Origin of the sequence: Synechococcus sp. CBW1006, from assembly GCF_015840525.1 — a bacterium.
Classification (GTDB): domain Bacteria; phylum Cyanobacteriota; class Cyanobacteriia; order PCC-6307; family Cyanobiaceae; genus CBW1002.
Genome location: NZ_CP060396.1, coordinates 2,838,752 through 2,857,214, shown reverse-complemented (window position 1 = coordinate 2,857,214; position 18,463 = coordinate 2,838,752). Strand labels below are relative to the sequence as shown.

The following is an 18,463-nucleotide window of genomic DNA, read 5'->3' as shown; positions in this document are numbered from 1 at the left end:
ATGCGCGAACCGGGCAGGTGTCTGTGCCCACCGCAACCTTGGCGAAACCGAACCCCTGACTAATGTCACGATAACGGCAGCCTGTTATGTCCTCAAGCGCACCGAAGCGGCGACGCACCCGGCCGCTGCAGCGGCAGCTGTTCTGCCCGGCCCATCCGCAGGAGCGGTTGTTCGGCGTGGGGCGGAAGTATTTCCTGCATCTGCTCACCCCGGAGCAGCTGAAGCAGCGGGGCATGAGCGACAGGAAGGCGAAGCTGGTGATCCAGGCCTATCCGGTGCTGGTGCTGAGCAACGAATGGCTGGAGGAGCTGTTCTGCGGCTGCTGCGGCACCAGCCGCTGGTGCCACGTGACCAAGCACGACCGGGTGCAGCACACGGTGCGCTGGGCTCCGCGGGAGCTCTGGGAGCAGGTGGCCCATGTGGATCCGGTGGTCGCCAACCCCAGCGTGAGCCAATTCAGCCAGCGGGAATCGCGGCGGCACCGCCGGCGCCGGGCCGACGGGGGCCGCTACTGGGATCCGGCGTAGGCCGATCAACCCAGCCAGCGCAGGTCACGCTGCAACTCCTGGGCCATGCGGCTGCCGCTGGCCAGCAACTGCTCCAGCTCTGCGGGGGTGAGCACCAGAGCATCACAGCTCAGGGGCAACTGCTCCAAGGGCCAATGGAGCAGGCGCTGGTATTGAGGGCCGCTGGCGGCTGCATCGACCAGCAGCAGATCCAGGTCGCTGCCCACTCCGGCCGTACCGCGGCCATAACTGCCAAACAGGCCAACCCGTTGCAGCGAGGGGTTCTGGGCACGCTGGGCGGCGACCCAGACCTGAGCGGCTGCAAGCACCTGCTCAGGACGTGGCCATCGCAGCAGCGATTGCGTCAACGAGCGCACGGGCATGGCAGAAAGCGTCCTCGCTTTGGAGGCGGCCGAAGCCGATCTTCCAGATCAGGAACAACCTCAGCCAGGGGCGCAGAGGCCTCGGGGGGAAGATCGCGATAGCAGCGTCCCAGACCATGACCCCAGGCCTGCTGGCCCAGGTGCAGATGCAGGGCCTTGAGCGCTTTCTCCACCGCCTGGTGACAGGCAAAGCAGGCCCATTCGTGGTGACCCGCCCCAGCACTGAGCTGGGCTTGTTCGAGGTCTGCCTGGGCTTGATGCAACCAGTCGCGGGAACGGTTCATCGCCTCATGGTGGCGCGCAGACAGGAGCTCGACCATGGATGGGCTACCTGTCCGATCACTGAAAACGGCGTGATGCGGATCATGGCGCAACCCGCCCATCCCAATCATCGACCTGCGGCGCAGGTGGCTGAGCGTCTGAACGCATCGCCCTTCGCGATTGACGAACAGCTTGAGCTGAAAGAAAAGCTCACCATTGCGGGACCATCCGCTGCCAGCTTGAGCACCGACTCGCGGTTCTCAGTGCACACCAGCTCGAAAGTAAGTGCTCGGGTGTGCGCCTGAGATCACAAGGAAAACGAAGTGGCACCAGCGCATCAACGTGAGAAAGCGCCACACCATCGTTTTCGCCAGCGGGATGATCAGCAGGCCGGGCTGTTGGCGTTGGCGGATGGAGTAGCGGCCAGCCAGGCCGCCAGGTCGGCTGGACCCTGAAAGTCGAGCAACGCTTCCGCCAGGGCACCACATTGCTGCCGGTGAGAAGTGGATCAAAGCCCCATCATCAACTCGCGAATCGCGTTGAGGGGGCACGCCAGAGATGCTGGATGGGCGCGGGCTGGAGATAGCCCTGGCGCTGCAGCAGCTGGGGATCGAGCAGGTCCTCGGCCCAGGGGCGCAAGGGGCCGCGCAGCCAGGCGCCGATCGGCATCGCGAAACCGGCCTTGGGGCGATCGATCAGCTCGGGGGGCACATGGCGATGGAGCAGCTGCCGCAGGGCCCACTTGCCGGTGCCGCCGCGGATCTTGAGGGCCAGGGGCAAACGCCAGGCCACGGCGGCGACGCGGTGATCGAGGAAGGGGGCGCGGGTTTCCAGACCCACTGCCATGGCCGCCCGATCGACCTTCACGAGGATGTCGGCGGGGAGATAGGTGCGGGCATCGGCGAGCATCAACTGCTCGGCGGCGGTGCTCTGCCAGTGGGGCTGCAGCAGCACGGCCGGATCGGCCCACACGCTGGTGAGGGCCGCGTGCAGCTGCTCCAGGGAGCCGGCAGCGCGGATGGCGGCGGCCAGCTTGCGCTGCTTGTCGCGGGCGAGGCCGGCGGCAGACACAGGCAGGAGCGCGAGGCTGCGGGCCAGGGCGCGGCGGGCGAGAGCCGGCAGGCCGCCGAAGCGCCGCTGCACAGACCTGCGGCTTCCAGTTCGCGGCGCAGGGCTTGGTGGTTGTAGATCTCGCCGTTGAAGGCGATCACAAAGCGCTCACTGGCGCTGGCCATCGGCTGGTGGGTCACACCAGAGACCGGAATCGTCGGGGCCAGGCGCGGGCGCAGGTGCGGCTGTGGGCCGCCAGAGGCCTGCGAAACCGCACATTCAGCCAAGCCACTCCTGGGATAAATCGGCGATCGCCCGAAACTCGGGCTCCTTGTGCAGGAGGATGGCCCCCACCTGCTGGGCCGCAGCGGCAATCCAGGAGTCAGCCAGAGACAAGGCGTAGCGGGCCTTGATGCTGGCGGCCTGCTCGAGCAAGGGCTCAGAAGCCTCGATCCAGCGCAGCGGCAGAGCCTTGAGCTGCTCATAGGCCAGGCGTCCGGCGCGCTCGTCTTCGTCTTTCCAGACCCGATAGAGCACCTCCATCCGGCTGAGAAAGCAGGCATAACAGCGGCCTTGGCGCTCGAGCGCCTGTTCGACCCGATCGGCGCCGGGTTCATCGTCGCGCAGGGTGAGCAGGGCCGAGGTATCCAGCAGAAGCAGCGCTGCCATCAGAGGCCGAAGCCCGGCTCTGCCCGCCGCTCGGCTTCACGATCAGCTTCACGATCAGCCAGGAGCCGCTCGGTGGAGCCGCCGCGGCGCCCCACGCCACGAAAGGCCTTGACTGGCGACAGGTCCACCGGCACCACGCGGATGGAGCCATCGGCATCCACAAACCATTCCAGACGCTGGGACGGGCCAAGGGAAAAACGGGCACGAATGGGGGCGGGAATCACCGTTTGACCCCGGGCCGTGATGGTGCTGCGCATGGCTCAGCCCAGCTGACATGAATTACCAGATCTTAGCCAGGATCATTCACGGCAGCCAGATTCAACACCTATGAATCAACGCTTTCACGATAACGGCATATCAAGAGCACAAAAATCTGGGCTGACGAGGCCCTCAGGCCGCAGGTGGCCCCTGTGGATCCGGTGGTCGCCAACCCCAGCGTGAGCCAGTTCAGCCAGCGGGAATCGCGGCGGCATCGCCGGCGTCGGGCCGACGGGGGCCGCTGCTGGGATCCGGCGTCAGCCGATCAGCTCCTGAGCGAGGGGGTGCGGATCGCTGCCACTCGGGCACGAGCCGAGCCAGGAGATCGAGGGCGGTGGACTGGTCGTGGCGGGCCACGGCCCACTCCAGGGCATCGAGCAGGGGCCAGAGCCGGCAGGGCTCGAGGAAGGTCTCCTGGGCCCGGTAGATCAGCGGATGGCTGGTGGGTTGCGATTCAGCATCGATCAGCAGTTCCTCGTAGAGCTTCTCACCGGGGCGCAGGCCCGTGCAGGCGATCGCGATGTCGCCGTTGGGGTGCTGGTCATCGCGCAGGGACAGGCCGCTGAGGGCCACCATCTGGCGGGCCAGATCCAGGATCCGGATGGGTTCGCCCATATCCAGGAGGAAACAATCGCCACCCTGGGCCAGGGCTGAGGCCTGCAGCACCAGCTGCACGGCTTCGGGGATGGTCATGAAATAGCGGATCACATCCGGATGGGTCAGGGTGATCGGCCCTCCGGCATCGATCTGGCGGCGGAACAGGGGCACCACAGAGCCGGAGGAGCCGAGCACATTGCCGAAGCGCACCAGGGCACACACGGTGAGAGAGCCGCGCAGGGCGAGCTCCTGGGCCATGGCCTGGAGGATCTGTTCGGCGAGGCGCTTGGAGGCCCCCATCACGTTGGTGGGACGCACCGCCTTGTCGGTGGAGATGAACACCAGCCGCTCGACGCCGTGGGCGATGGCGGCCTGGAGCAGGGTGCGGGTGCCGGCCACGTTGTTGGCCAGGCCGGCCAGGGGATTGCCCTCCACCAGGGGCACATGTTTGTAGGCGGCGGCGTGGAACACCACCTGAACCGGGTGATCCGCGAAGAGCTGATCGAGCAGGGCCCGGTCGGTCACGGAGCCCAGCAGGGGCACGACCAGCTGATCGGGCCCCTGATCGGGCCCCTGATCGAGATCCAGCTGCTGGATCTGCTGATGACGAAGCTGCTGATGACGGAGCTGCTGCTGCAGCTCCTGATCGATCGTGTAGAGGGCGGGCTCGCTGCGCTCGAGCAGCAACAGGCGGGCAGGGCCCAGGGCCAGGATCTGGCGGCAGAGTTCGGAGCCGATCGAGCCGCCGGCACCGGTCACCAGCACGGAGCGGCCGGCCACGGTGGCCTGCAGCAGCTCGAGATCGGGAGGCACCGGATCGCGACCCAGCAATTCCTCGATGGCGATGGGCCTCAGGGCATCGATGCGGGTGCGGCAGGAGGTGATGTCGTCGACGCTGGGCACCTGCAGCACCGGAAGGCGATAGGGCTGCAGGCCATCGATGATGCGGCGGCGCTCGCTGCGGCTGATCTTCGGCATCGCCAGCAGGATCTGGCTGGGCCTGTGGCGCTCGATCAGGCCGGCGAGCCGCTGGGGGGCGAGAACCGGGATGCCGTTCACGTAGCGATTCCACAGCTGGGGGTCGTCGTCGAGGAAGCCGACCACCCGATGGCTATGGGCGTAGCGCAGGGCGGCGGCCAGCTGCACACCGGCCGAGCCGGCCCCGTAAATCACGGCCCCCACCTGGCGCCGACGACGGGAGCTGGTGTTCACGGTATGGAGCACATCCCGCAGGGCCAGACGCACGAGACCGGTGAGGCCGGTGAGCAGGAACCAGAGCAGAAACCAGCTGCTCTGGGGCGGTGCCGGCCACTGCGCCGTCATCTCGATGGTGTGCAGCACCAACACCACCGCCAGATTGCGGGCCGAAATCGCATAGAGCACCCGGCTACCGGCGTAGCGGGTGATGCCCTTGTACTGGCCCGTGAGCCCATACAGAGGCAGGGCCACCAGCCAGGAGAGGGGAAAGAGCCAGAGACAGGCCTGCAGCTGCTGCGGCCAGAACTCCGACAGGCGCAAGGCGAAGCTGAGCCAGACCACCAGGGGAATCAGCAGGGCATCGGCGCTGATCAGCAACAGCCTGCGCCGGAGGGGCGGCAGGGCGAGCAGACGGGCGCTGAGCTGGAACACAGGCATCACGAAGCCTCCGACCTGGAGATGGCTGGAGAAATGGATCCAGCAGAGGCCTGATCAAAGGACACGGCGACGCGCTGATCGAGCCGGAAGCCGATCAGCAGCTCCAGGGCTGCGAGGGCCACAACCCAGGGCCAGCCACCGATCCACAGGGCTGCCGCCAGGGCGGCGGTGGCGCCGATGTAGAGGAGCGCGACCCTGGCATGGGGCCAGCCGGCCTGATGCAGACGCTGGAACAGATGGAGGCGATGGGCCTGGAACACCCGCTGACCGGCCAGCAGACGGCGCGGCACGCAGAGGCAGGCATCGCCGAGCAGGGGTGTGGCCAGCAGCAGCAGCCCGAGGGCTTCCGGCCAGCTGGTGGCCTGCAGCACCACACCGGCAAAGACGGCACCAAGAAAGGTGCTGCCCACATCGCCCATGAACACCCGCGCCGGGCTCCAGTTCCAGAGCAGAAAGCCGAGCAGGCCCCCCACCAGGGCCCAGAGCGGCAGCAGGGCGACCGGAGCCAGGTCAGGGGCAGCGGCCAGCTCCAGAGCGGCGGCGGCGAGGGCCACGGCAAGGCAACCGGCCACCAGGCCGTCGAGGCCGTCCATGAAGTTGGTGAAGTTGATCACGGCGGTGGCGGCGAGCAGCAGCAGGGGGGCAACCACCACCAGGGCCAGGGGTGACACAGGCAGGGGTGAGACGAGCAGAGTCACCAGGGCCGTGAGCAGCTGAACGCCGTAGCGCAACCCCACCGGAAGACCGTGGCGATCATCGAGCAGACCCACCAGCGCCAGGGGAGTGCAGAGCAGGGGCAAGGCCGCCAGAGCCGACCAGCCGCCCACGCCCAGCGACACCCCACTGGCCAGCAGGGCCACCAGCACAAAAGCCAGGCCGCCGCCGCGGGGGGTCGGCACCCGGTGGGCGCTGCGGGCATTGGGCTGATCGAGCAGCCGGCAGCGCAACTGCGGGATCAGGGCCCGCAGCAGCAGCCAGCTGGCCACCGCACCGGCCAGAAGGGCACTGGCCAGAAGGTACCCGACCAGCGGTGCAGCCAGAGATGACGGGAACGGAGGCATCAGCGGGCTGACCTGCGGGGCTGGGCCTGGACTCCTGCCAGCGGCAACACGGGGAAAGCCTGAGCCGGCTGGCCGAGCAGCTGGTGGCTGGCGGAGAAGCCGGCCAGGTCGGCACCCATGCGCAGCACCGCTTCGAAGGCCTTGGGGGACACCAGCAGCACAGGGGAGGCGAGCAGGAAGAACAGGCGATTGGGGATGGACAGCAGGCGGCAGCGACGGGCGGGATCGGTGGGGGGCAGGGCCTGTTGGAGGGCCTGGAGCATGGAGCGGTAGCTGAGGCTGCTGTCTCCACCGAGGGCGATGCGCTCACCCAGAACCGAATCCACACCGGACCCGGCCAGCTGGCGGGCCAGGTGCAGGGCCACGGCAGCCAGCTGGGTGGCGTGGATCGGCTGGCGCAGGCCGGTGTGCTCAGGAAGAGGCAGCAGAGGCCAACGCCGCATCAGCCCGATCAGACGGCTGAGGTTGTGATCGCCATAGGGGCCCGCCTGGCCGTAGATGAGGGTGGGCCGAAGGATTCGGCAAGGGATTCCGAGGCGGCGGCAGCTGGCGAGCAGCAGATCTTCCGCTGCGGTGAGCCGGTCGACCAGCTCGCGATCCAAGCGATTGGCGGCGAAGCGCTTGGTGAGGGCAGAGGAGGAGGAGCAGGCGATCAGGCCACGCAGGCCGGAGAGCCGCTCGGGGTGGTGGTGGGCCAGGTGCTCCAGGAAGGGAGCCAGCAGCCAGATCGGCCCGAAGCTGATCCAGAGGCCCGGCGCTGCGGCATCCCCAGCGGGATGGAAGGCGTGGGGGGTGCTGAAATCGGCGGGATGAACGCCCCCAATCGCGTTGCGCGAATAGGCGTGCAGCGACCAATCCGGGGTGGCCGCTGCTGCCAGCTGCCGGAAGGCCTCACCGGTGGGGGTGGCGGCACCGAAAAGATGGAGCTGCATCAGCGGGTCGCCTCCAGCAGGCTGAGCAGCCGGCGCAGATAGCGGGCCAGGAACGGAAACCACCACAGCCCGCCGAAGGCGCGCCGGTAAGCGCGGCGCACTTCCTGGAGGCGACGCTGGGTCTGCTGGCCGCTGATGCCGCCGGCGGCCATGTGGACCAGCTCCAGATCGAGGCACTGCACCTGAAGATCGCGGTGGCGGCTGAGCTGCAGGAAGTAGTCGAGGTCGGCGGAGAGGCGGAAGCCGGGGGCGTAGCGGGTCAGGTGGCAGCGGGCGCCGGGGCCGACCAGGGTGGCCTGGTGGGGCGGGGTGGAGCCGAGCCAGAGGGCGCGGCGGTAGGCAGCGGCATCCAGCCGTCCCTGCGAAGGCGAACCTGCCAAGGGCCGAAAGGCCGTGGGCCAAAAGGCAGTTGGACGAAAGGCAGTGGGCCGGCTGAGCTGGCCATCGGCGGCAACGTAGCGGCCGCTGCAGACGAGCAGATCGGGCAGGGGCTCGGGTGGTGCTGTGCCCGAAGCAACCTCTGGCAGCTCCAGAGCCGCCAGGGCCGCGGCGAGCACGGTTGGAGAGGCGGCCCAGTCGTCCGACCCCCAGAACAGCAGCCAGTCGGCGGGGCCGGCGGCGGCGAAGCCCTGGTTCATCGCGCCGAAGATGCCGGGCTCGGCCGGATCCTGCTCCACCCAGCGGCAACGGGGTTCAGCGGCGCAGCAGCGCTGCAGCCACTGGCGGTGCTGCACACCGGAGGGCCCATCGATGAACAGCAGCTGCCAGTGGGGCCAGGTCTGCTGCTGCAGGGAAGCGAGCAGGCGGGGCAGCAGCGGGTGGGAGTTGAGGGTCGGAACGACGATCAGCAAAGACTGCGCCGGCAACAAGGGTGTGGTCGTCAGGACGCCGGCCCAGGGGTGGGGGCATGGGAGCAGGCCTGGTACCAGGCTTCAAGCTCTGCCCAGGGGATGGATCCAGCAGCAAGGCGCTGAATGGTCAGCACCACCGCCTGGTTCGATGCCTCAAAGCGGAAGCCGTTGAGGCCGAGGAACACAAGCGAGACGAGAAACCCAGTGCGCTTGTTGCCATCAACAAAGGGATGTGCCCTGATCAGCGCCTCGGCGTAGGCAGCAGCCAAGGGCACGATGGTGCCCAGTTCGCCATACGACCATCGCTGGCGGGGCCTTGCCATGGCTGCATCCAGCAGAGCGGCATCCCTCAGACCAGACAGGCCCCCGTGCTCGAGACGCTGCTGGTGGTGGATGGCTCTGACCGCCAGATCCGGAACCCAGCGGGGCTCGGCAGGCAGGGTCACTGGGCCAGTTCACGCAGCGCCGGCTGAAAACGCCTGGCCTGCTCCGATGCCAAGGCCAGGGCCTGCTGCAGCTCGGCATCAAAGGGTGACAACAGAATGCCCTGCTCTGTTTCGATCACCTGAACACGGTCGCCAGGAGCGAAATGAAACCGCCGGGCCATTTCGCTGGGGATGGTGGCACTGACGGAGCCTCCAGCACGCCGCAAGGTGACCTCAGCAGACGCACCAAACCCTTCAAGTAGCATTTAAATACTACATCGCTGCCCCACCACCACCGCCGGGTTGCCGCGCACGATCGCGCCCGGTGGCACGCTGCCGCTCACCACGGCGCCGAGGGCCACCACAGCACCGGCGCCGATCTGGGTGCCGGGGCCGAGCACGGCGCGGGCGGCGATCCAGGCGTCGGAACCGATGGTGATCGGGCCGAGGCGCAGATCAAAGCCGGGGGAGCGGAAATCGTGGTTGCCGGTGCAGAGGTAGGCGGCCTGGGAGAGGCAGACCCGATCCGCGAGGGTCACGGGGGCGAGGTTGTCGATCCAGCAGTCTTCCGCCAGCCAGCAGGCCTGGCCCACCACCAGGCGCCAGGGGAACTTGACCCGCAGGCCGGGCTTGATGCGGCAACCGGAGCCGATCCGTGCCCCGAAGAGGCGCAGCAGCCGCACACGCCAGCCAAAACCAGGCAACCAGCGGGCCGCGAGCAGGGGAGAACCCAGACAGAACCAGGCCGTCTGCACCAGGGTGGAGGCACCGGGGTGCCAGTCGGGCGGGGTGCGGTAGCGATCGAGCTGCTGGATCACCGGGGCGCATCACCTGGCGGCCTGAGGGCTGTGGGGCCAAACCAGCGCAGATCACGCTGCAGCTCCAGGGCCATGCGGCTGCCACTGGCCAGGAGGTCGTGATATTCGGCGGGAGTGAGCACCAGAGCATCGCAACTGAGGGGGAGTTGCTCCAGGGGCCACTGGCGGAGGCGCAGGTGCTGCGGTCCGGTGGCGGCAGCATCGATGAGGAGAAGATCAAGATCGCTGCCCACAGCGGCAGTGCCGCGGCCGTAGCTGCCGAACACCCCCACCTGAAGCAAGGAGGGATGCCGGGATCGCTGTTCCAGAGCCCAGGCCTGCGCTTCAGCGAGCACCTGCTCAGGACTGGGCCAGCGCAGCACTGATTGCGTCAACGACCGCACGGGCATGGCTCAGAGCGTCCTGGCTTTGCAAACGAAATAGCGGGTGGGGATGTAGAGAGCATCAAGAATGCGCAGCCTGTCAGCCAGATCGGCCCTGGCCTGATGCAGCCAGTCGGCTGAACGGTTCATGGGCTCACTGTGCAGCCTGAGGTGGGTGCCTTTTATTGGACAGTTCCGGCCCCTGACATCGTTAACCCAGGACGGGTGGAACATGGTTCGGCCTCAGTGTAGACCGCGTGGGGAGTTTTGCCTCCAAGGGAACTGTGAGGTCTTACATGGCAATACCGCCACAGGAAGCGGGCCAGGCTGATTTCAGCGTCCCAGCCATCGCTGTATGCCCGTAGGTAGACCTCCTCGTACTTGACAGTCCTCCACAGCCGTTCAACAAGGATGTTGTCGTAGCACCGCTTTCTGCCGGACCAGCTGATCTGGATCCGCTCCCCTTTGAGTCTGGCCACAAAGTCAGCGGACGTGAACTGACAGCCTTGATCGGAGTGGAAGATCTCTGGCCTACGGCCGCCTCCCAAGGCCATCTCCAGGGCCTCCAGACAGAACTTCGTGTCAAGGCTGTTGGAGAGCCTCCAGCTGAGCACATGCCTGGAATGGAGATCCATGATCGCCACCAGATAGAGGAACCCTTTCTGCAGAGGGATGTAGGTGATGTCGGTCGCCCAGACCTGATCCACCGACGTGACCTGCGTGAGGTCCACCAGGCAGGGGAACCGCACGGACGGATCACCTGGAACCGTCGTCCGGGGCTTCTGGTAGATCGCCCGTAATCCCATGCGCCGCATGAGGTTTCGCACTCGATCTCGGCTGATCGGGATACCATCTTGGGCCAGATAGTCCACCATCCGGCGGCTGCCGCTGCAGGGATCCTCCAGGTAGAGAGCATCGATCCTGGCCATGATCCGCAGCGTCGATACACGGACCGGTGTCGGCCGGTAGTACAGCGTGGATCGAGGCAGCCCCAGCAGCGCACACTGCCTGCTGATGCTGAGCTCGGGGTGGTCGTGATCGACCAGCTTGCGCAGTTCACGGGCATCAGAGCAGTTGAGACTTTTTTTTGAGCCACTCCAGCTCCATCTGCAGCCGTCCGATCTGCTGGAACAGCTCCGCCTCCTTGGCCTGCCCCTCCTCCTTGTCCTTGGTCTTCTTGCCTCGGGTGAAGAGCTCGCTGGCACCGTCCAGGAGCTGCCGCTTCCACTGGCTCACCTGGATCGGGTGGATGGCGTGGTCGGCGGCGATCTCCTGGATCGTCTTGCGGCCACTGATCGCCTCCATGGCGACCCTGGCCTTGAACTCGGGGCTGTGGGTGCGGCGCTTGCTCATCGGTGGGAGCCCCTTTCAGGGGCGGTACCCCGCCTCAGAGGTTAACGATGGGGCCTGTCCAGAAAAGCCAGACCACCTCAGCCGATCCCCGCTTGGATTCAGAGCAACGAAGGCCGCAGCTCCACAAACCCCGGCCGCGCGCCGCCGCCGAGGATCCAGCTGTAGAGCTGCCGCGTCTGCTGCGCCACCTGGAGCCAGCTGTAGCGCTCCGCCACCAGGGCCCGGCAGGCGGCACCCATGGCGGAGCGCTCGGCGACGCTGAGGGCCAACAGCTGCTGCAAGGAGGCGGCGAGGGCGACGGGATCGGGTTCTGCGGGCAGGGCGGCGCCGGCAACGAAGGCTTCCGGCAGGTTGCAGGCGCCGCTGAGCAGGCAGGGCAGCTGGTGGGCCATGGCCTCCAGGGCCGCCATCGGCAGACCCTCGGAAAACGACGGCAGCACGAAACCGGAGGCGGCCGCCAGCACCGAGGCCTTGTCATCCCCGAAGCAGGGACCCTGCACCAGCACCCGGGGCAGCTCGCCACGGAGCTGGGCCGCCGCCACCCGGCTGGCCAGCGCACCGGCATCGCCGTAGCCCACCAGAACCAGCCACCAGCGGCGGCTGGCCGCCTGGGCAGCCACGGCCTGCCAGGCGGCCAGCAGGGGATCCAGTCCCTTCTTGTGGTGAAAGCGGCCGAGAAACAGGAGCACGCGATCACCCGGGGGCACGGCATCAGCCCAGGGCGGCGGTGGCAGGGCCATCCGGGCTACTGGGGCGCGATCAGGCAAAGCCACACCGTTGGGGATCAGGGCGATCGGTGTCTGCGGCACCAGCGCGCGGATGGCGGCCACTTCGGCGGAACACAGGGCCTGCAGGCAGGAAGCAGCGGCCAGGGCCCGGTGTTCCCAGAGGCGCCAGACCAGCCGCTTCTTCCAGCGGGACTGGGCCAGAGCCCAGGGATCGAGCATGCCGTGGGGCGCGATCAGCAGCGGCAGGCCGGCGGCGGCCAGGCGTGGTGCGATGCGGGTGGGGCTGCGCCAGAGGCCGTGCAGGTGAACGAGCTCGGGCGCCGCTGCCAACACGGCGGCACGCAGGGCGCGATCGCGCTGGCGGGGCGGGAAGCGATCGGCGGTGAGCCACGTGGGGTGGAGGCTTGCGTGCTCCTGGGCAGTGCTCAGTTCGGCAACAGCAGAGGCAATGCCGCCATCGGCAGCGTCAGCGGCGTGGGAGAGGTGGAGCGGAAGGTGAAGACTGGCTGACACAGAATTCAACCGGGCAATCCTGCCGGCAGCCATTGCATCAACCAAAGAAAAGATGGCTTCTCAATGTAGCGTCGCATCCATAGACCAGCGAGCACAGTTGTAAGCAGGGAGAGCCCAACAACCGTGAACCAGTACAGCAGATAAGAATTCGATAATGGCAGTCCAGGCGCGAACGCCAGCAGAGCTGCACGGCTCAACTTCAGACAGGCGCTGACGGTGAGCACCTGAACCAAGTAAATCGAGTATGAAGAATCGCCCAATGCCAGAAGAAATTTATTGGGGCGGCGAAAAAGATTTGGCGCGAAGGCGCCACACTCGAGAAGCACCAGACCAACGACAATCCCAAAACATATCAAGCTCAACGGCGAACGAAATCCATTAACAATCACACAGAGGGTCAAAGCAAGCGGCCCGACAGACAAGAGTGAGCGGGATTCAGCACTGCGAAGCAACAGGAAAGCCGCAAGACCCGCGAGAAAATAACCGGGTACCACTAGGCCGCTTACCGCCGCGAAAAGAAGACCCATAGATATGAGATAGTGGAACCAGCTGGCGCAACTAATCTGACGAAATCGAGCAATCACCAGAGAAAAAGCAAGATAGAAGCACACTTCATAAAAAAGAACCCATCCAACATACACATAACCACTGATTTGACCATACTCAAAGAAAAGTGTTTTTGCGATGCCCGCCATGTTAATTGGCAGCGGCTGATTAAATAGAGAACGAGGTAAGACAGCTAGAGCCGTGATGAACAAGCTTGCGACCAAGAGATAAGCTGGATAAAGCCTGGCAAATCGGGAGTAGATAAATACCAAGGCGGGCCGAGGACGTTGATCCCCGGCTAAAGCCACCACAAATCCTGACAACACAAAGAAAAGTGGTACGGCAGCACTGCCCCAGCTAAAGAGCGATAACTGAAAGTCGTTACGGCGATAAACATTAAGGCCTGCCTCGGCGTGGTAGAGCACGATCGAAAGAGATGCAACTCCACGTAAATACTGCAAAGAGTACAAATGTCTCGAAAGAGCCCATATTCCTCGCTTCATGACGACATAGAGCTGGATTCCATTCGAGTGCGGATCTCTTGAAGAATGACTGGGTGAACCAATGAACGCCAGATCCGATAACCTTTTGAATTGAGATGCACTCCGTCATATGTATAGACTGCCCTTAGGCCACTCCCATCAACGAGTCGATGATTAAGATCCAGAAAAGAGCTTGGAGGCAGTTGCGCTTCAAGATAGCCATTGATCTCTCGAATACTCTCAAGTGCATTGACGCCACAAAAATCCAACCTGCACTCCAAGGTCGATTGCACAATCACCCTAGATCTTGGTGCATACTCAAGTAAATTCGTCCGAATAGCGAGAAGATTGTCGGCAATTTGCCTTGGTGTAAGGGGAGTGGCCAGTACATCGTTGACACCCATCATCAAAAGGTATAGGCGTGCATTGGTGGCCGTCAACGACGGAAGTTGATTCAGCACATCCGCCGTTGTGGCCGAGGGGAAGCCACGATTTGCGACACTGAACCCATCTGAAAAATACTCGCTCCAAAGACCTTGAGCCGTGATGGAGTCGCCGATGAAAGTCACATCTGATGGTTGCACATCACGCAAGATATCCTGACGCTGTTGCACCTGAGAAGGCACTCCCTTCAGCAAGGCAATCACGGCATCTGTCGGGGGCCAACGTTTCAACCCAGCCAGCCACGCCAGGAGAAGAGCCCCAGAGCAGACGAGCGCCTTACTGAAGATGCGAGCCTTAGGGGATATGACTAGAAACCGGTGGGGCTGGTCTGACATGACTGGTATCAACAGGCCTTGCGATGCGGCGATAGAGCCAGAACAGTGGGGCTACAGTAAAGACAAATAGAAGAATGACTTGAGGAAGATAGCCGCGGCTGATCACGACATAAAGAAAAGAGCTGGAAATAAGATAAACGCATTGAGCGAATGGTTCATCCTGCCGAAGCAGAAACCAGTTCCAGAGGCGGCGCAACAGCCAGCCCAGCAGGAGACTGAGGCCGACAAGAGAGGGCCAACCTGCGATCAAGTAATACTCAGCATAGTTTAAGAATGCTGAACCCATGGCAAGGTTAGCACCGCCATAAAGTTGCGCTGTAGCATCGGTGATGTACGAAGCATCGGGCTTGCCCGGAAAGAGAGCCCGCGGAATTGGAAACAATATAGTTGCCATCAATGGAGCTGGACCGATAAAAGGTGATCGAACAGGAGCCTGCTCCATCACACCTGCGGTTGTAAAGAACGTTGTAGCCTCCGTAAAACCCTGTTCAAAGTAGTCAACAGTGGCAGTGTCTTCAAGAGCTCCCAGATCAAGTCCGCGACCATAGTTTCTACTGATCCCGATTAAGCCGCCCAGGGTGATCAACCCTGCCGTAAAAAAGGCAAGCAAACCAAGAGATGGTCGCTGTTGGCGCGCCATGAACCAAAGCAAAATCAGTGGGACTAGCAGCAGCACCAAGCGCCAACGAAAACCAAGCGAGGTATAGATCCCAGCAGTCGCAACGATCCAGAGCAGCAACGATGCGGTGCGTTTCCTCCAACGCAACCAAGCCGCCATCATCAGGCAGATGCCAGGGATGAGGAAGTTAATGCCAGAATTGAAGTAATTCACAAAAGCCCCCACATCCAGGCCTTCCTGACCAAAACCGCCTTGTTGGGTGAGCTGGTAGGCAGCCAGGGGATTAATCAATGCAAGAACGCGTGTTCCCGTGACCAGAGAAAACATCAGCAGACCAAGCTGGCAGAGCCGCAAACCCAAGCGATGAAGCTGATCGGGATTGACCTTGAGAATGAGGCGGTGTGGTGTGCACTTCTGTGAGAAAGTATAAAAGCCAATCAGCAGGCAGACATAAAAAACAAATCCTCCAGCCCAGCCCCAGAGGAGCACACCGGAATGATCGAGTCCGCGGAAAACAGCTCCCTCCTCCCCTGCAAGTGCACGCAGCGGGCCCAAGAGACAGTAATACGAAAGGATTACCGCAACAAACAGAGTGGGGCGGTAGGCACTCACCCAGGACCGGGAGCTGAAGGCCTGCCAAGTCTCCCAGCCGATCAGGGCAATCAGGCCAAAGACGAAAGCTGCTTCCCAGAAATCAAGCTGGTCGAAGCCCATCAGCAACAGTGCGTCATCAGCTGGGCAGAGAAAGAAGCACGGTGGGAGAAGCGTGGATGCTGCCCTGCCCACTGCAATGCATGCCGTAAAGCGCGGGCAAAGGCTGAAGGGCTGTACGACTGCAAGAGGGTACGGGCATTGAGAACCATGGCGGCCCGGCTCAGAGGTGATTGAGATTCTGCCTGATGCATCAGCCGGGCCAGCCCCTCGGGGTCGCTCGGGTCAAAACACCAACCGGTGCGGCCGTGCTCAATCAGATCAGCCGTGCAGCCACAGGCTGAGCTCACCAGGCAGGGCAGGCCTGCGGCCATGGCTTCGTTCACCACCAGGCCCCACTGATCGCTGGAACTGGCCAGCACGAAGGCGCTGGCCTGGCCATAGAGGCTCCCCAGCTGGTCCAGTTGGGCAAAGGGCAGCAGCTCAACGCGGCTGGGATCCGGCAGCTGGCGGATCTGCTGACGAATCGCGGCCTCCAGAGGGCCTGAGCCCACGAGCTGCAGCCCCCAGCGGCCGCCCTGGCGCTGGTAGGCGCCATAGGCCTGTAGGAGGAGGCAATGGTTCTTCTTCTCCACCAGACGGCTCACGCAGAGGAACCTGGGTGGGCTCAGGCGGAGCTGGCTGGAAGCTGCGGCCAGGTCGGTAGCTGTGGCAAAAAAGGCGTTGTCCACCACGTCCCAAGGCTGAAAGATGCCAGCGGCGGGAAAGCCCAGCCCTTCCAGATAGGCGCGGCTCTCGTGCCCAGCCACCAGGGCAGCGCTGTAGCCACGCAACAGCTGGCATTTGATCCACTCCCTGGGCCAGCTGCGCGCTTGATCGCGCCAGCGGCTGTCGCTCACGATCAGGATGGGAATGCGGCGCTGCTGGGCAGCGATCAGCAGGCGCTGGTAAGCAGGGTCGGCCCAGCCGACACTCACGATGGCCTCAGGGGTGCAGGCAGCCAGCAGCTGCTGCAGCTGGCGATCCAGCTCTGGTTGCGGCGGATCGGCTTCTGGATGGGGAGCGCCGCGCAGACTTTCAAGCTGATAACAGCCAGCGGGATCAAATTTCCAGGGATATTCCTGGGACTGGGGCCTGGTCTGCAACACCATAAGCCGCAGGCCTGCCTGGGCAGCGGCTTCCAGCCGCACACGGTGGTAAGGGCCAATGCGGTGCAGGGCGAACATCACCTGCATGGTCAGGCCAGCTCCAGAGCATCCAGGAGTCTCTCGCCGTAGAGCGCCCACGTGGGGACTCCTGAAAAAGATTCTCGGCCCATCGGCGCCGGATTCGTCCGTTTGCTTCGCGTTAATCAGGCCGGCAAGCGCGGTGACATCAAGTGGGCCAGATCTCAAAAGGCTGGCTTGCAGATGCCCTCAGGCGCTCTGATCGCTGACCAGGCCATAAGAAAGCTGTAGATCCACCCAAAAAGAACGACAAAAAAGAGGCGCAGCAGCCTCAAGACCTTCTCCGCGCACATCACGACAAAGGCCATCGAGATGGAGGATTCGGCACCAGCTGGTAGACGAGCCTTGATCAGATCCAGCGAATACTTGCGCTTTCCAGAGCCAAAGACGCCTTCCACTTCATTGCGTCGTGCTTGATCAGATCGGAGCTGCTGCTTGTGTGTAGTAGTGACATCAGGATCCTTGGGCGGGCGGCCCAATCGCTTGCCGGAGAGGCGAATGCCGTTCCTCGTGCAGAAATGCCTATTCTTGGCCGTGATGTAAATCCGGTCGGCGCAGATGCGCTCTGGGTATGATCCTGTATCCAGCTTGTATTTTTCCGCCTGAGCGATCAGGTCTTCTCCTTCGTTGTAGGGGTTCCAGCTGATGCGGTGCAAGAACGGAAAGCCGTTTTGAACCGAAACGCTGATCTTGGCACCAAACTCCACCGCAGCACGTGCCTTGCCTCGCACCATTGGGCGGATATGGGTCTGCACAAGATTCACCAGGCGATCTGGAATGCTGTTGGTCCGAGAGTCGAGCAGAAGGCTCTGCTGCCGCTCCAGCTCGCTGCAGGCCAGTAACTTCTGCCACCAATGCCTCTTGAGCTCGGAAAGCCTTGCCCCACAGTCGATCAGAGCGTCAATAGCCTTGAGATTCTGGCGCACATAGCCAAGCTGATGTTTAATGGAAGCCTTCACCTTGCGTCGGCGTGGCCGTTTCTGCTTCGCGACTCTGAGGAAATGAGCACGAGCAAGGCCACGGTCGTAGCGCGGTCGATGTCTCCTGAATCCCGATGACTGACTGCACAGATTATCAATGACTCGCTCGGTCGTTGTGCGAGCCTCGTTGAGGAGCTTGAGGTCTCTGGGATAGGTGATGTCGGCAGGAGTGCAACTGGCATCAATCGTGAGAGTGCCCCAATTCTTTCCTTCTGGCCAGTCAGCAGGCTTGATCAACGCATCAAGTTCTAGCTGAGCGCCTCCTCCACTCGAATCACGATCATCATGGTCGTCATCGTCTGCTGCCTGAGCAAGTGCTTCCAGAAGGATCTCTTTGCCGCGCTGCACTACCAGCTCATTGATACGGCGCAGATCCTCATCAGAAAAGCGTTTGCGAAAGTGCACCATCATCGAGGCATCAAACGGTGCTTTGGCTGTGTAGCCCGCAAAGCCGAGAAAGAACTGCACATAGGCGTTCTCTCTGATCTGATGGACAGTCTCCTCGTCGGTGAGCCCTAACTTCTGCTTGATGTAGAGAGCACCAAAGGCCATCCTCACTGATTTGGCTGGAGCGCCAATTGTGGAGCTGAATTGAGTGGCATAGGTTTCTTCCAGCTCATCCCATGGGATCAGCCCCTCCAGTTGAACCCAGCGGTTCTCGGGATCAAGTGTGCCGCCAAATGGCAGGTGGAACTCCTTGATTGAGATCTGACCGTTATTGTGCCTCCGGTACATTTGGAACGATCAGGAGTAAAGGCAATCACGGATTGCCTGATTC

At 63.5% G+C, this 18,463-nt stretch carries 23 protein-coding genes and 2 pseudogenes; 2 read left to right on the top strand and 23 right to left on the bottom strand.

All coding sequences use genetic code 11. The annotated features are described in order from the left end of the window. Nucleotides 1-86 precede the first annotated feature (86 nt). Entirely contained in the window at nucleotides 87-527 is a 441-nt protein-coding gene (locus tag H8F26_RS14000; protein WP_197154884.1) for a hypothetical protein, read from the top strand. 5 nt (nucleotides 528-532) lie between these two features. Here H8F26_RS14000 and H8F26_RS13995 read toward each other — a convergent pair whose 3' ends face one another. After that, nucleotides 533-835 (bottom strand): nucleotidyltransferase domain-containing protein, encoded by a 303-nt coding sequence (locus tag H8F26_RS13995; RefSeq protein WP_231605224.1) that lies wholly within the window; start codon nucleotides 833-835, stop codon nucleotides 533-535. 35 nt (nucleotides 836-870) lie between these two features. Continuing rightward, on the bottom strand, nucleotides 871-1,173 hold the full coding sequence (locus tag H8F26_RS13990; RefSeq protein WP_231597843.1) for a HEPN domain-containing protein: 303 nt from the start codon (nucleotides 1,171-1,173) through the stop codon (nucleotides 871-873). A gap of 81 nt (nucleotides 1,174-1,254) precedes the next feature. Here H8F26_RS13990 and H8F26_RS13985 point away from each other — a divergent pair, with 81 nt between their 5' ends. Further along, nucleotides 1,255-1,455, top strand: a complete 201-nt coding sequence (locus H8F26_RS13985) for a hypothetical protein (protein ID WP_197154882.1) — start codon at nucleotides 1,255-1,257, stop codon at nucleotides 1,453-1,455. A gap of 77 nt (nucleotides 1,456-1,532) precedes the next feature. Here H8F26_RS13985 and H8F26_RS20245 read toward each other — a convergent pair. From H8F26_RS20245 to H8F26_RS13885, 21 genes and pseudogenes are all read right to left on the bottom strand, one after another. Beyond that, nucleotides 1,533-1,634 (bottom strand): annotated as a pseudogene (locus tag H8F26_RS20245) (hypothetical protein); the annotation flags it as partial. Between the two features lie 38 nt (nucleotides 1,635-1,672). After that, nucleotides 1,673-2,293 carry an asparagine synthase C-terminal domain-containing protein gene (locus H8F26_RS13975; RefSeq protein ID WP_197154881.1) on the bottom strand — a complete coding sequence of 207 codons (621 nt, stop codon included), beginning with the start codon at nucleotides 2,291-2,293 and terminating at the stop codon, nucleotides 1,673-1,675. A gap of 47 nt (nucleotides 2,294-2,340) precedes the next feature. Continuing rightward, nucleotides 2,341-2,385: pseudogene (locus H8F26_RS19560) on the bottom strand (hypothetical protein); the annotation flags it as partial. 94 nt (nucleotides 2,386-2,479) lie between these two features. Further along, a complete protein-coding gene (locus tag H8F26_RS13965) occupies nucleotides 2,480-2,869 on the bottom strand; it encodes a PIN domain-containing protein (RefSeq protein WP_197154880.1) in 390 nt (129 codons plus the stop codon). Beyond that, nucleotides 2,869-3,126, bottom strand: coding sequence for an AbrB/MazE/SpoVT family DNA-binding domain-containing protein (locus H8F26_RS13960; protein WP_197154874.1), 258 nt, complete (start codon nucleotides 3,124-3,126; stop codon nucleotides 2,869-2,871). The genes H8F26_RS13965 and H8F26_RS13960 overlap by 1 nt, the downstream gene beginning before the upstream one ends. A 190-nt stretch (nucleotides 3,127-3,316) precedes the next feature. Then, nucleotides 3,317-5,359, bottom strand: a complete 2,043-nt coding sequence (locus H8F26_RS13955; protein ID WP_197154872.1) for a nucleoside-diphosphate sugar epimerase/dehydratase — start codon at nucleotides 5,357-5,359, stop codon at nucleotides 3,317-3,319. After that, nucleotides 5,359-6,420 (bottom strand): glycosyl transferase, encoded by a 1,062-nt coding sequence (locus H8F26_RS13950; protein ID WP_197154870.1) that lies wholly within the window; start codon nucleotides 6,418-6,420, stop codon nucleotides 5,359-5,361. The genes H8F26_RS13955 and H8F26_RS13950 overlap by 1 nt, the downstream gene beginning before the upstream one ends. Continuing rightward, entirely contained in the window at nucleotides 6,420-7,352 is a 933-nt protein-coding gene (locus tag H8F26_RS13945) for a hypothetical protein (protein ID WP_197154868.1), read from the bottom strand. Before H8F26_RS13945 ends, H8F26_RS13950 begins: the two co-directional genes overlap by 1 nt. Beyond that, nucleotides 7,352-8,218: a glycosyltransferase gene (locus H8F26_RS13940; RefSeq protein ID WP_231605221.1), complete on the bottom strand. Its 867-nt coding sequence runs from the start codon at nucleotides 8,216-8,218 to the stop codon at nucleotides 7,352-7,354. The genes H8F26_RS13945 and H8F26_RS13940 overlap by 1 nt, the downstream gene beginning before the upstream one ends. 14 nt (nucleotides 8,219-8,232) lie before the next feature. After that, complete coding sequence (locus H8F26_RS13935) at nucleotides 8,233-8,649, bottom strand: type II toxin-antitoxin system death-on-curing family toxin (RefSeq protein ID WP_197154866.1); 417 nt, start codon at nucleotides 8,647-8,649, stop codon at nucleotides 8,233-8,235. Beyond that, nucleotides 8,646-8,855: an AbrB/MazE/SpoVT family DNA-binding domain-containing protein gene (locus H8F26_RS13930; protein WP_197154864.1), complete on the bottom strand. Its 210-nt coding sequence runs from the start codon at nucleotides 8,853-8,855 to the stop codon at nucleotides 8,646-8,648. The genes H8F26_RS13935 and H8F26_RS13930 overlap by 4 nt, the downstream gene beginning before the upstream one ends. A 39-nt stretch (nucleotides 8,856-8,894) precedes the next feature. Then, the gene (locus H8F26_RS13925) at nucleotides 8,895-9,446 is read right to left on the bottom strand and encodes a WcaF family extracellular polysaccharide biosynthesis acetyltransferase (protein WP_197154856.1); all 552 of its coding nucleotides are present in this window, start codon (nucleotides 9,444-9,446) and stop codon (nucleotides 8,895-8,897) included. Further along, nucleotides 9,443-9,835 (bottom strand): nucleotidyltransferase domain-containing protein, encoded by a 393-nt coding sequence (locus tag H8F26_RS13920; RefSeq protein WP_197154855.1) that lies wholly within the window; start codon nucleotides 9,833-9,835, stop codon nucleotides 9,443-9,445. Before H8F26_RS13920 ends, H8F26_RS13925 begins: the two co-directional genes overlap by 4 nt. A gap of 155 nt (nucleotides 9,836-9,990) precedes the next feature. Continuing rightward, nucleotides 9,991-10,824 (bottom strand): IS3 family transposase, encoded by an 834-nt coding sequence (locus H8F26_RS13915; RefSeq protein WP_231598221.1) that lies wholly within the window; start codon nucleotides 10,822-10,824, stop codon nucleotides 9,991-9,993. A 49-nt stretch (nucleotides 10,825-10,873) separates the two neighbouring features. Further along, nucleotides 10,874-11,161, bottom strand: coding sequence for a transposase (locus H8F26_RS19555; protein WP_231597691.1), 288 nt, complete (start codon nucleotides 11,159-11,161; stop codon nucleotides 10,874-10,876). Nucleotides 11,162-11,259: 98 nt separating this feature from the next. Continuing rightward, on the bottom strand, nucleotides 11,260-12,402 hold the full coding sequence (locus tag H8F26_RS13910) for a glycosyltransferase (RefSeq protein WP_231605636.1): 1,143 nt from the start codon (nucleotides 12,400-12,402) through the stop codon (nucleotides 11,260-11,262). Between the two features lie 5 nt (nucleotides 12,403-12,407). After that, nucleotides 12,408-13,418, bottom strand: coding sequence for an acyltransferase (locus H8F26_RS13905; protein WP_197154853.1), 1,011 nt, complete (start codon nucleotides 13,416-13,418; stop codon nucleotides 12,408-12,410). 29 nt (nucleotides 13,419-13,447) lie between these two features. After that, nucleotides 13,448-14,077, bottom strand: coding sequence for a GDSL-type esterase/lipase family protein (locus H8F26_RS13900; protein WP_197154852.1), 630 nt, complete (start codon nucleotides 14,075-14,077; stop codon nucleotides 13,448-13,450). Between the two features lie 91 nt (nucleotides 14,078-14,168). Further along, nucleotides 14,169-15,542, bottom strand: coding sequence for a hypothetical protein (locus H8F26_RS13895; protein ID WP_197154851.1), 1,374 nt, complete (start codon nucleotides 15,540-15,542; stop codon nucleotides 14,169-14,171). Then, nucleotides 15,542-16,705, bottom strand: coding sequence for a glycosyltransferase family 4 protein (locus H8F26_RS13890; RefSeq protein ID WP_231605220.1), 1,164 nt, complete (start codon nucleotides 16,703-16,705; stop codon nucleotides 15,542-15,544). Before H8F26_RS13890 ends, H8F26_RS13895 begins: the two co-directional genes overlap by 1 nt. A 164-nt stretch (nucleotides 16,706-16,869) precedes the next feature. After that, a complete protein-coding gene (locus H8F26_RS13885) occupies nucleotides 16,870-18,420 on the bottom strand; it encodes an IS5 family transposase (RefSeq protein ID WP_197154850.1) in 1,551 nt (516 codons plus the stop codon). Nucleotides 18,421-18,463: the final 43 nt, after the last annotated feature.

What these genes read in the sequence shown, in the direction of transcription:
- H8F26_RS13965 (WP_197154880.1), bottom strand. Translation starts at nt 2,869, where the DNA reads ATGGCAGCGCTGCTTCTGCTGGATACCTCGGCCCTGCTCACCCTGCGC.
- H8F26_RS13895 (WP_197154851.1), bottom strand. Translation starts at nt 15,542, where the DNA reads ATGGGCTTCGACCAGCTTGATTTCTGGGAAGCAGCTTTCGTCTTTGGC.
- H8F26_RS13920 (WP_197154855.1), bottom strand. Translation starts at nt 9,835, where the DNA reads ATGCCCGTGCGGTCGTTGACGCAATCAGTGCTGCGCTGGCCCAGTCCT.
- H8F26_RS14000 (WP_197154884.1), top strand. Translation starts at nt 87, where the DNA reads ATGTCCTCAAGCGCACCGAAGCGGCGACGCACCCGGCCGCTGCAGCGG.
- H8F26_RS13985 (WP_197154882.1), top strand. Translation starts at nt 1,255, where the DNA reads ATGGCGCAACCCGCCCATCCCAATCATCGACCTGCGGCGCAGGTGGCT.
- H8F26_RS13990 (WP_231597843.1), bottom strand. Translation starts at nt 1,173, where the DNA reads ATGAACCGTTCCCGCGACTGGTTGCATCAAGCCCAGGCAGACCTCGAA.
- H8F26_RS13885 (WP_197154850.1), bottom strand. Translation starts at nt 18,420, where the DNA reads ATGTACCGGAGGCACAATAACGGTCAGATCTCAATCAAGGAGTTCCAC.
- H8F26_RS13950 (WP_197154870.1), bottom strand. Translation starts at nt 6,420, where the DNA reads ATGCCTCCGTTCCCGTCATCTCTGGCTGCACCGCTGGTCGGGTACCTT.
- H8F26_RS19555 (WP_231597691.1), bottom strand. Translation starts at nt 11,161, where the DNA reads ATGAGCAAGCGCCGCACCCACAGCCCCGAGTTCAAGGCCAGGGTCGCC.
- H8F26_RS13890 (WP_231605220.1), bottom strand. Translation starts at nt 16,705, where the DNA reads ATGTTCGCCCTGCACCGCATTGGCCCTTACCACCGTGTGCGGCTGGAA.
- H8F26_RS13960 (WP_197154874.1), bottom strand. Translation starts at nt 3,126, where the DNA reads ATGCGCAGCACCATCACGGCCCGGGGTCAAACGGTGATTCCCGCCCCC.
- H8F26_RS13955 (WP_197154872.1), bottom strand. Translation starts at nt 5,359, where the DNA reads ATGCCTGTGTTCCAGCTCAGCGCCCGTCTGCTCGCCCTGCCGCCCCTC.
- H8F26_RS13945 (WP_197154868.1), bottom strand. Translation starts at nt 7,352, where the DNA reads ATGCAGCTCCATCTTTTCGGTGCCGCCACCCCCACCGGTGAGGCCTTC.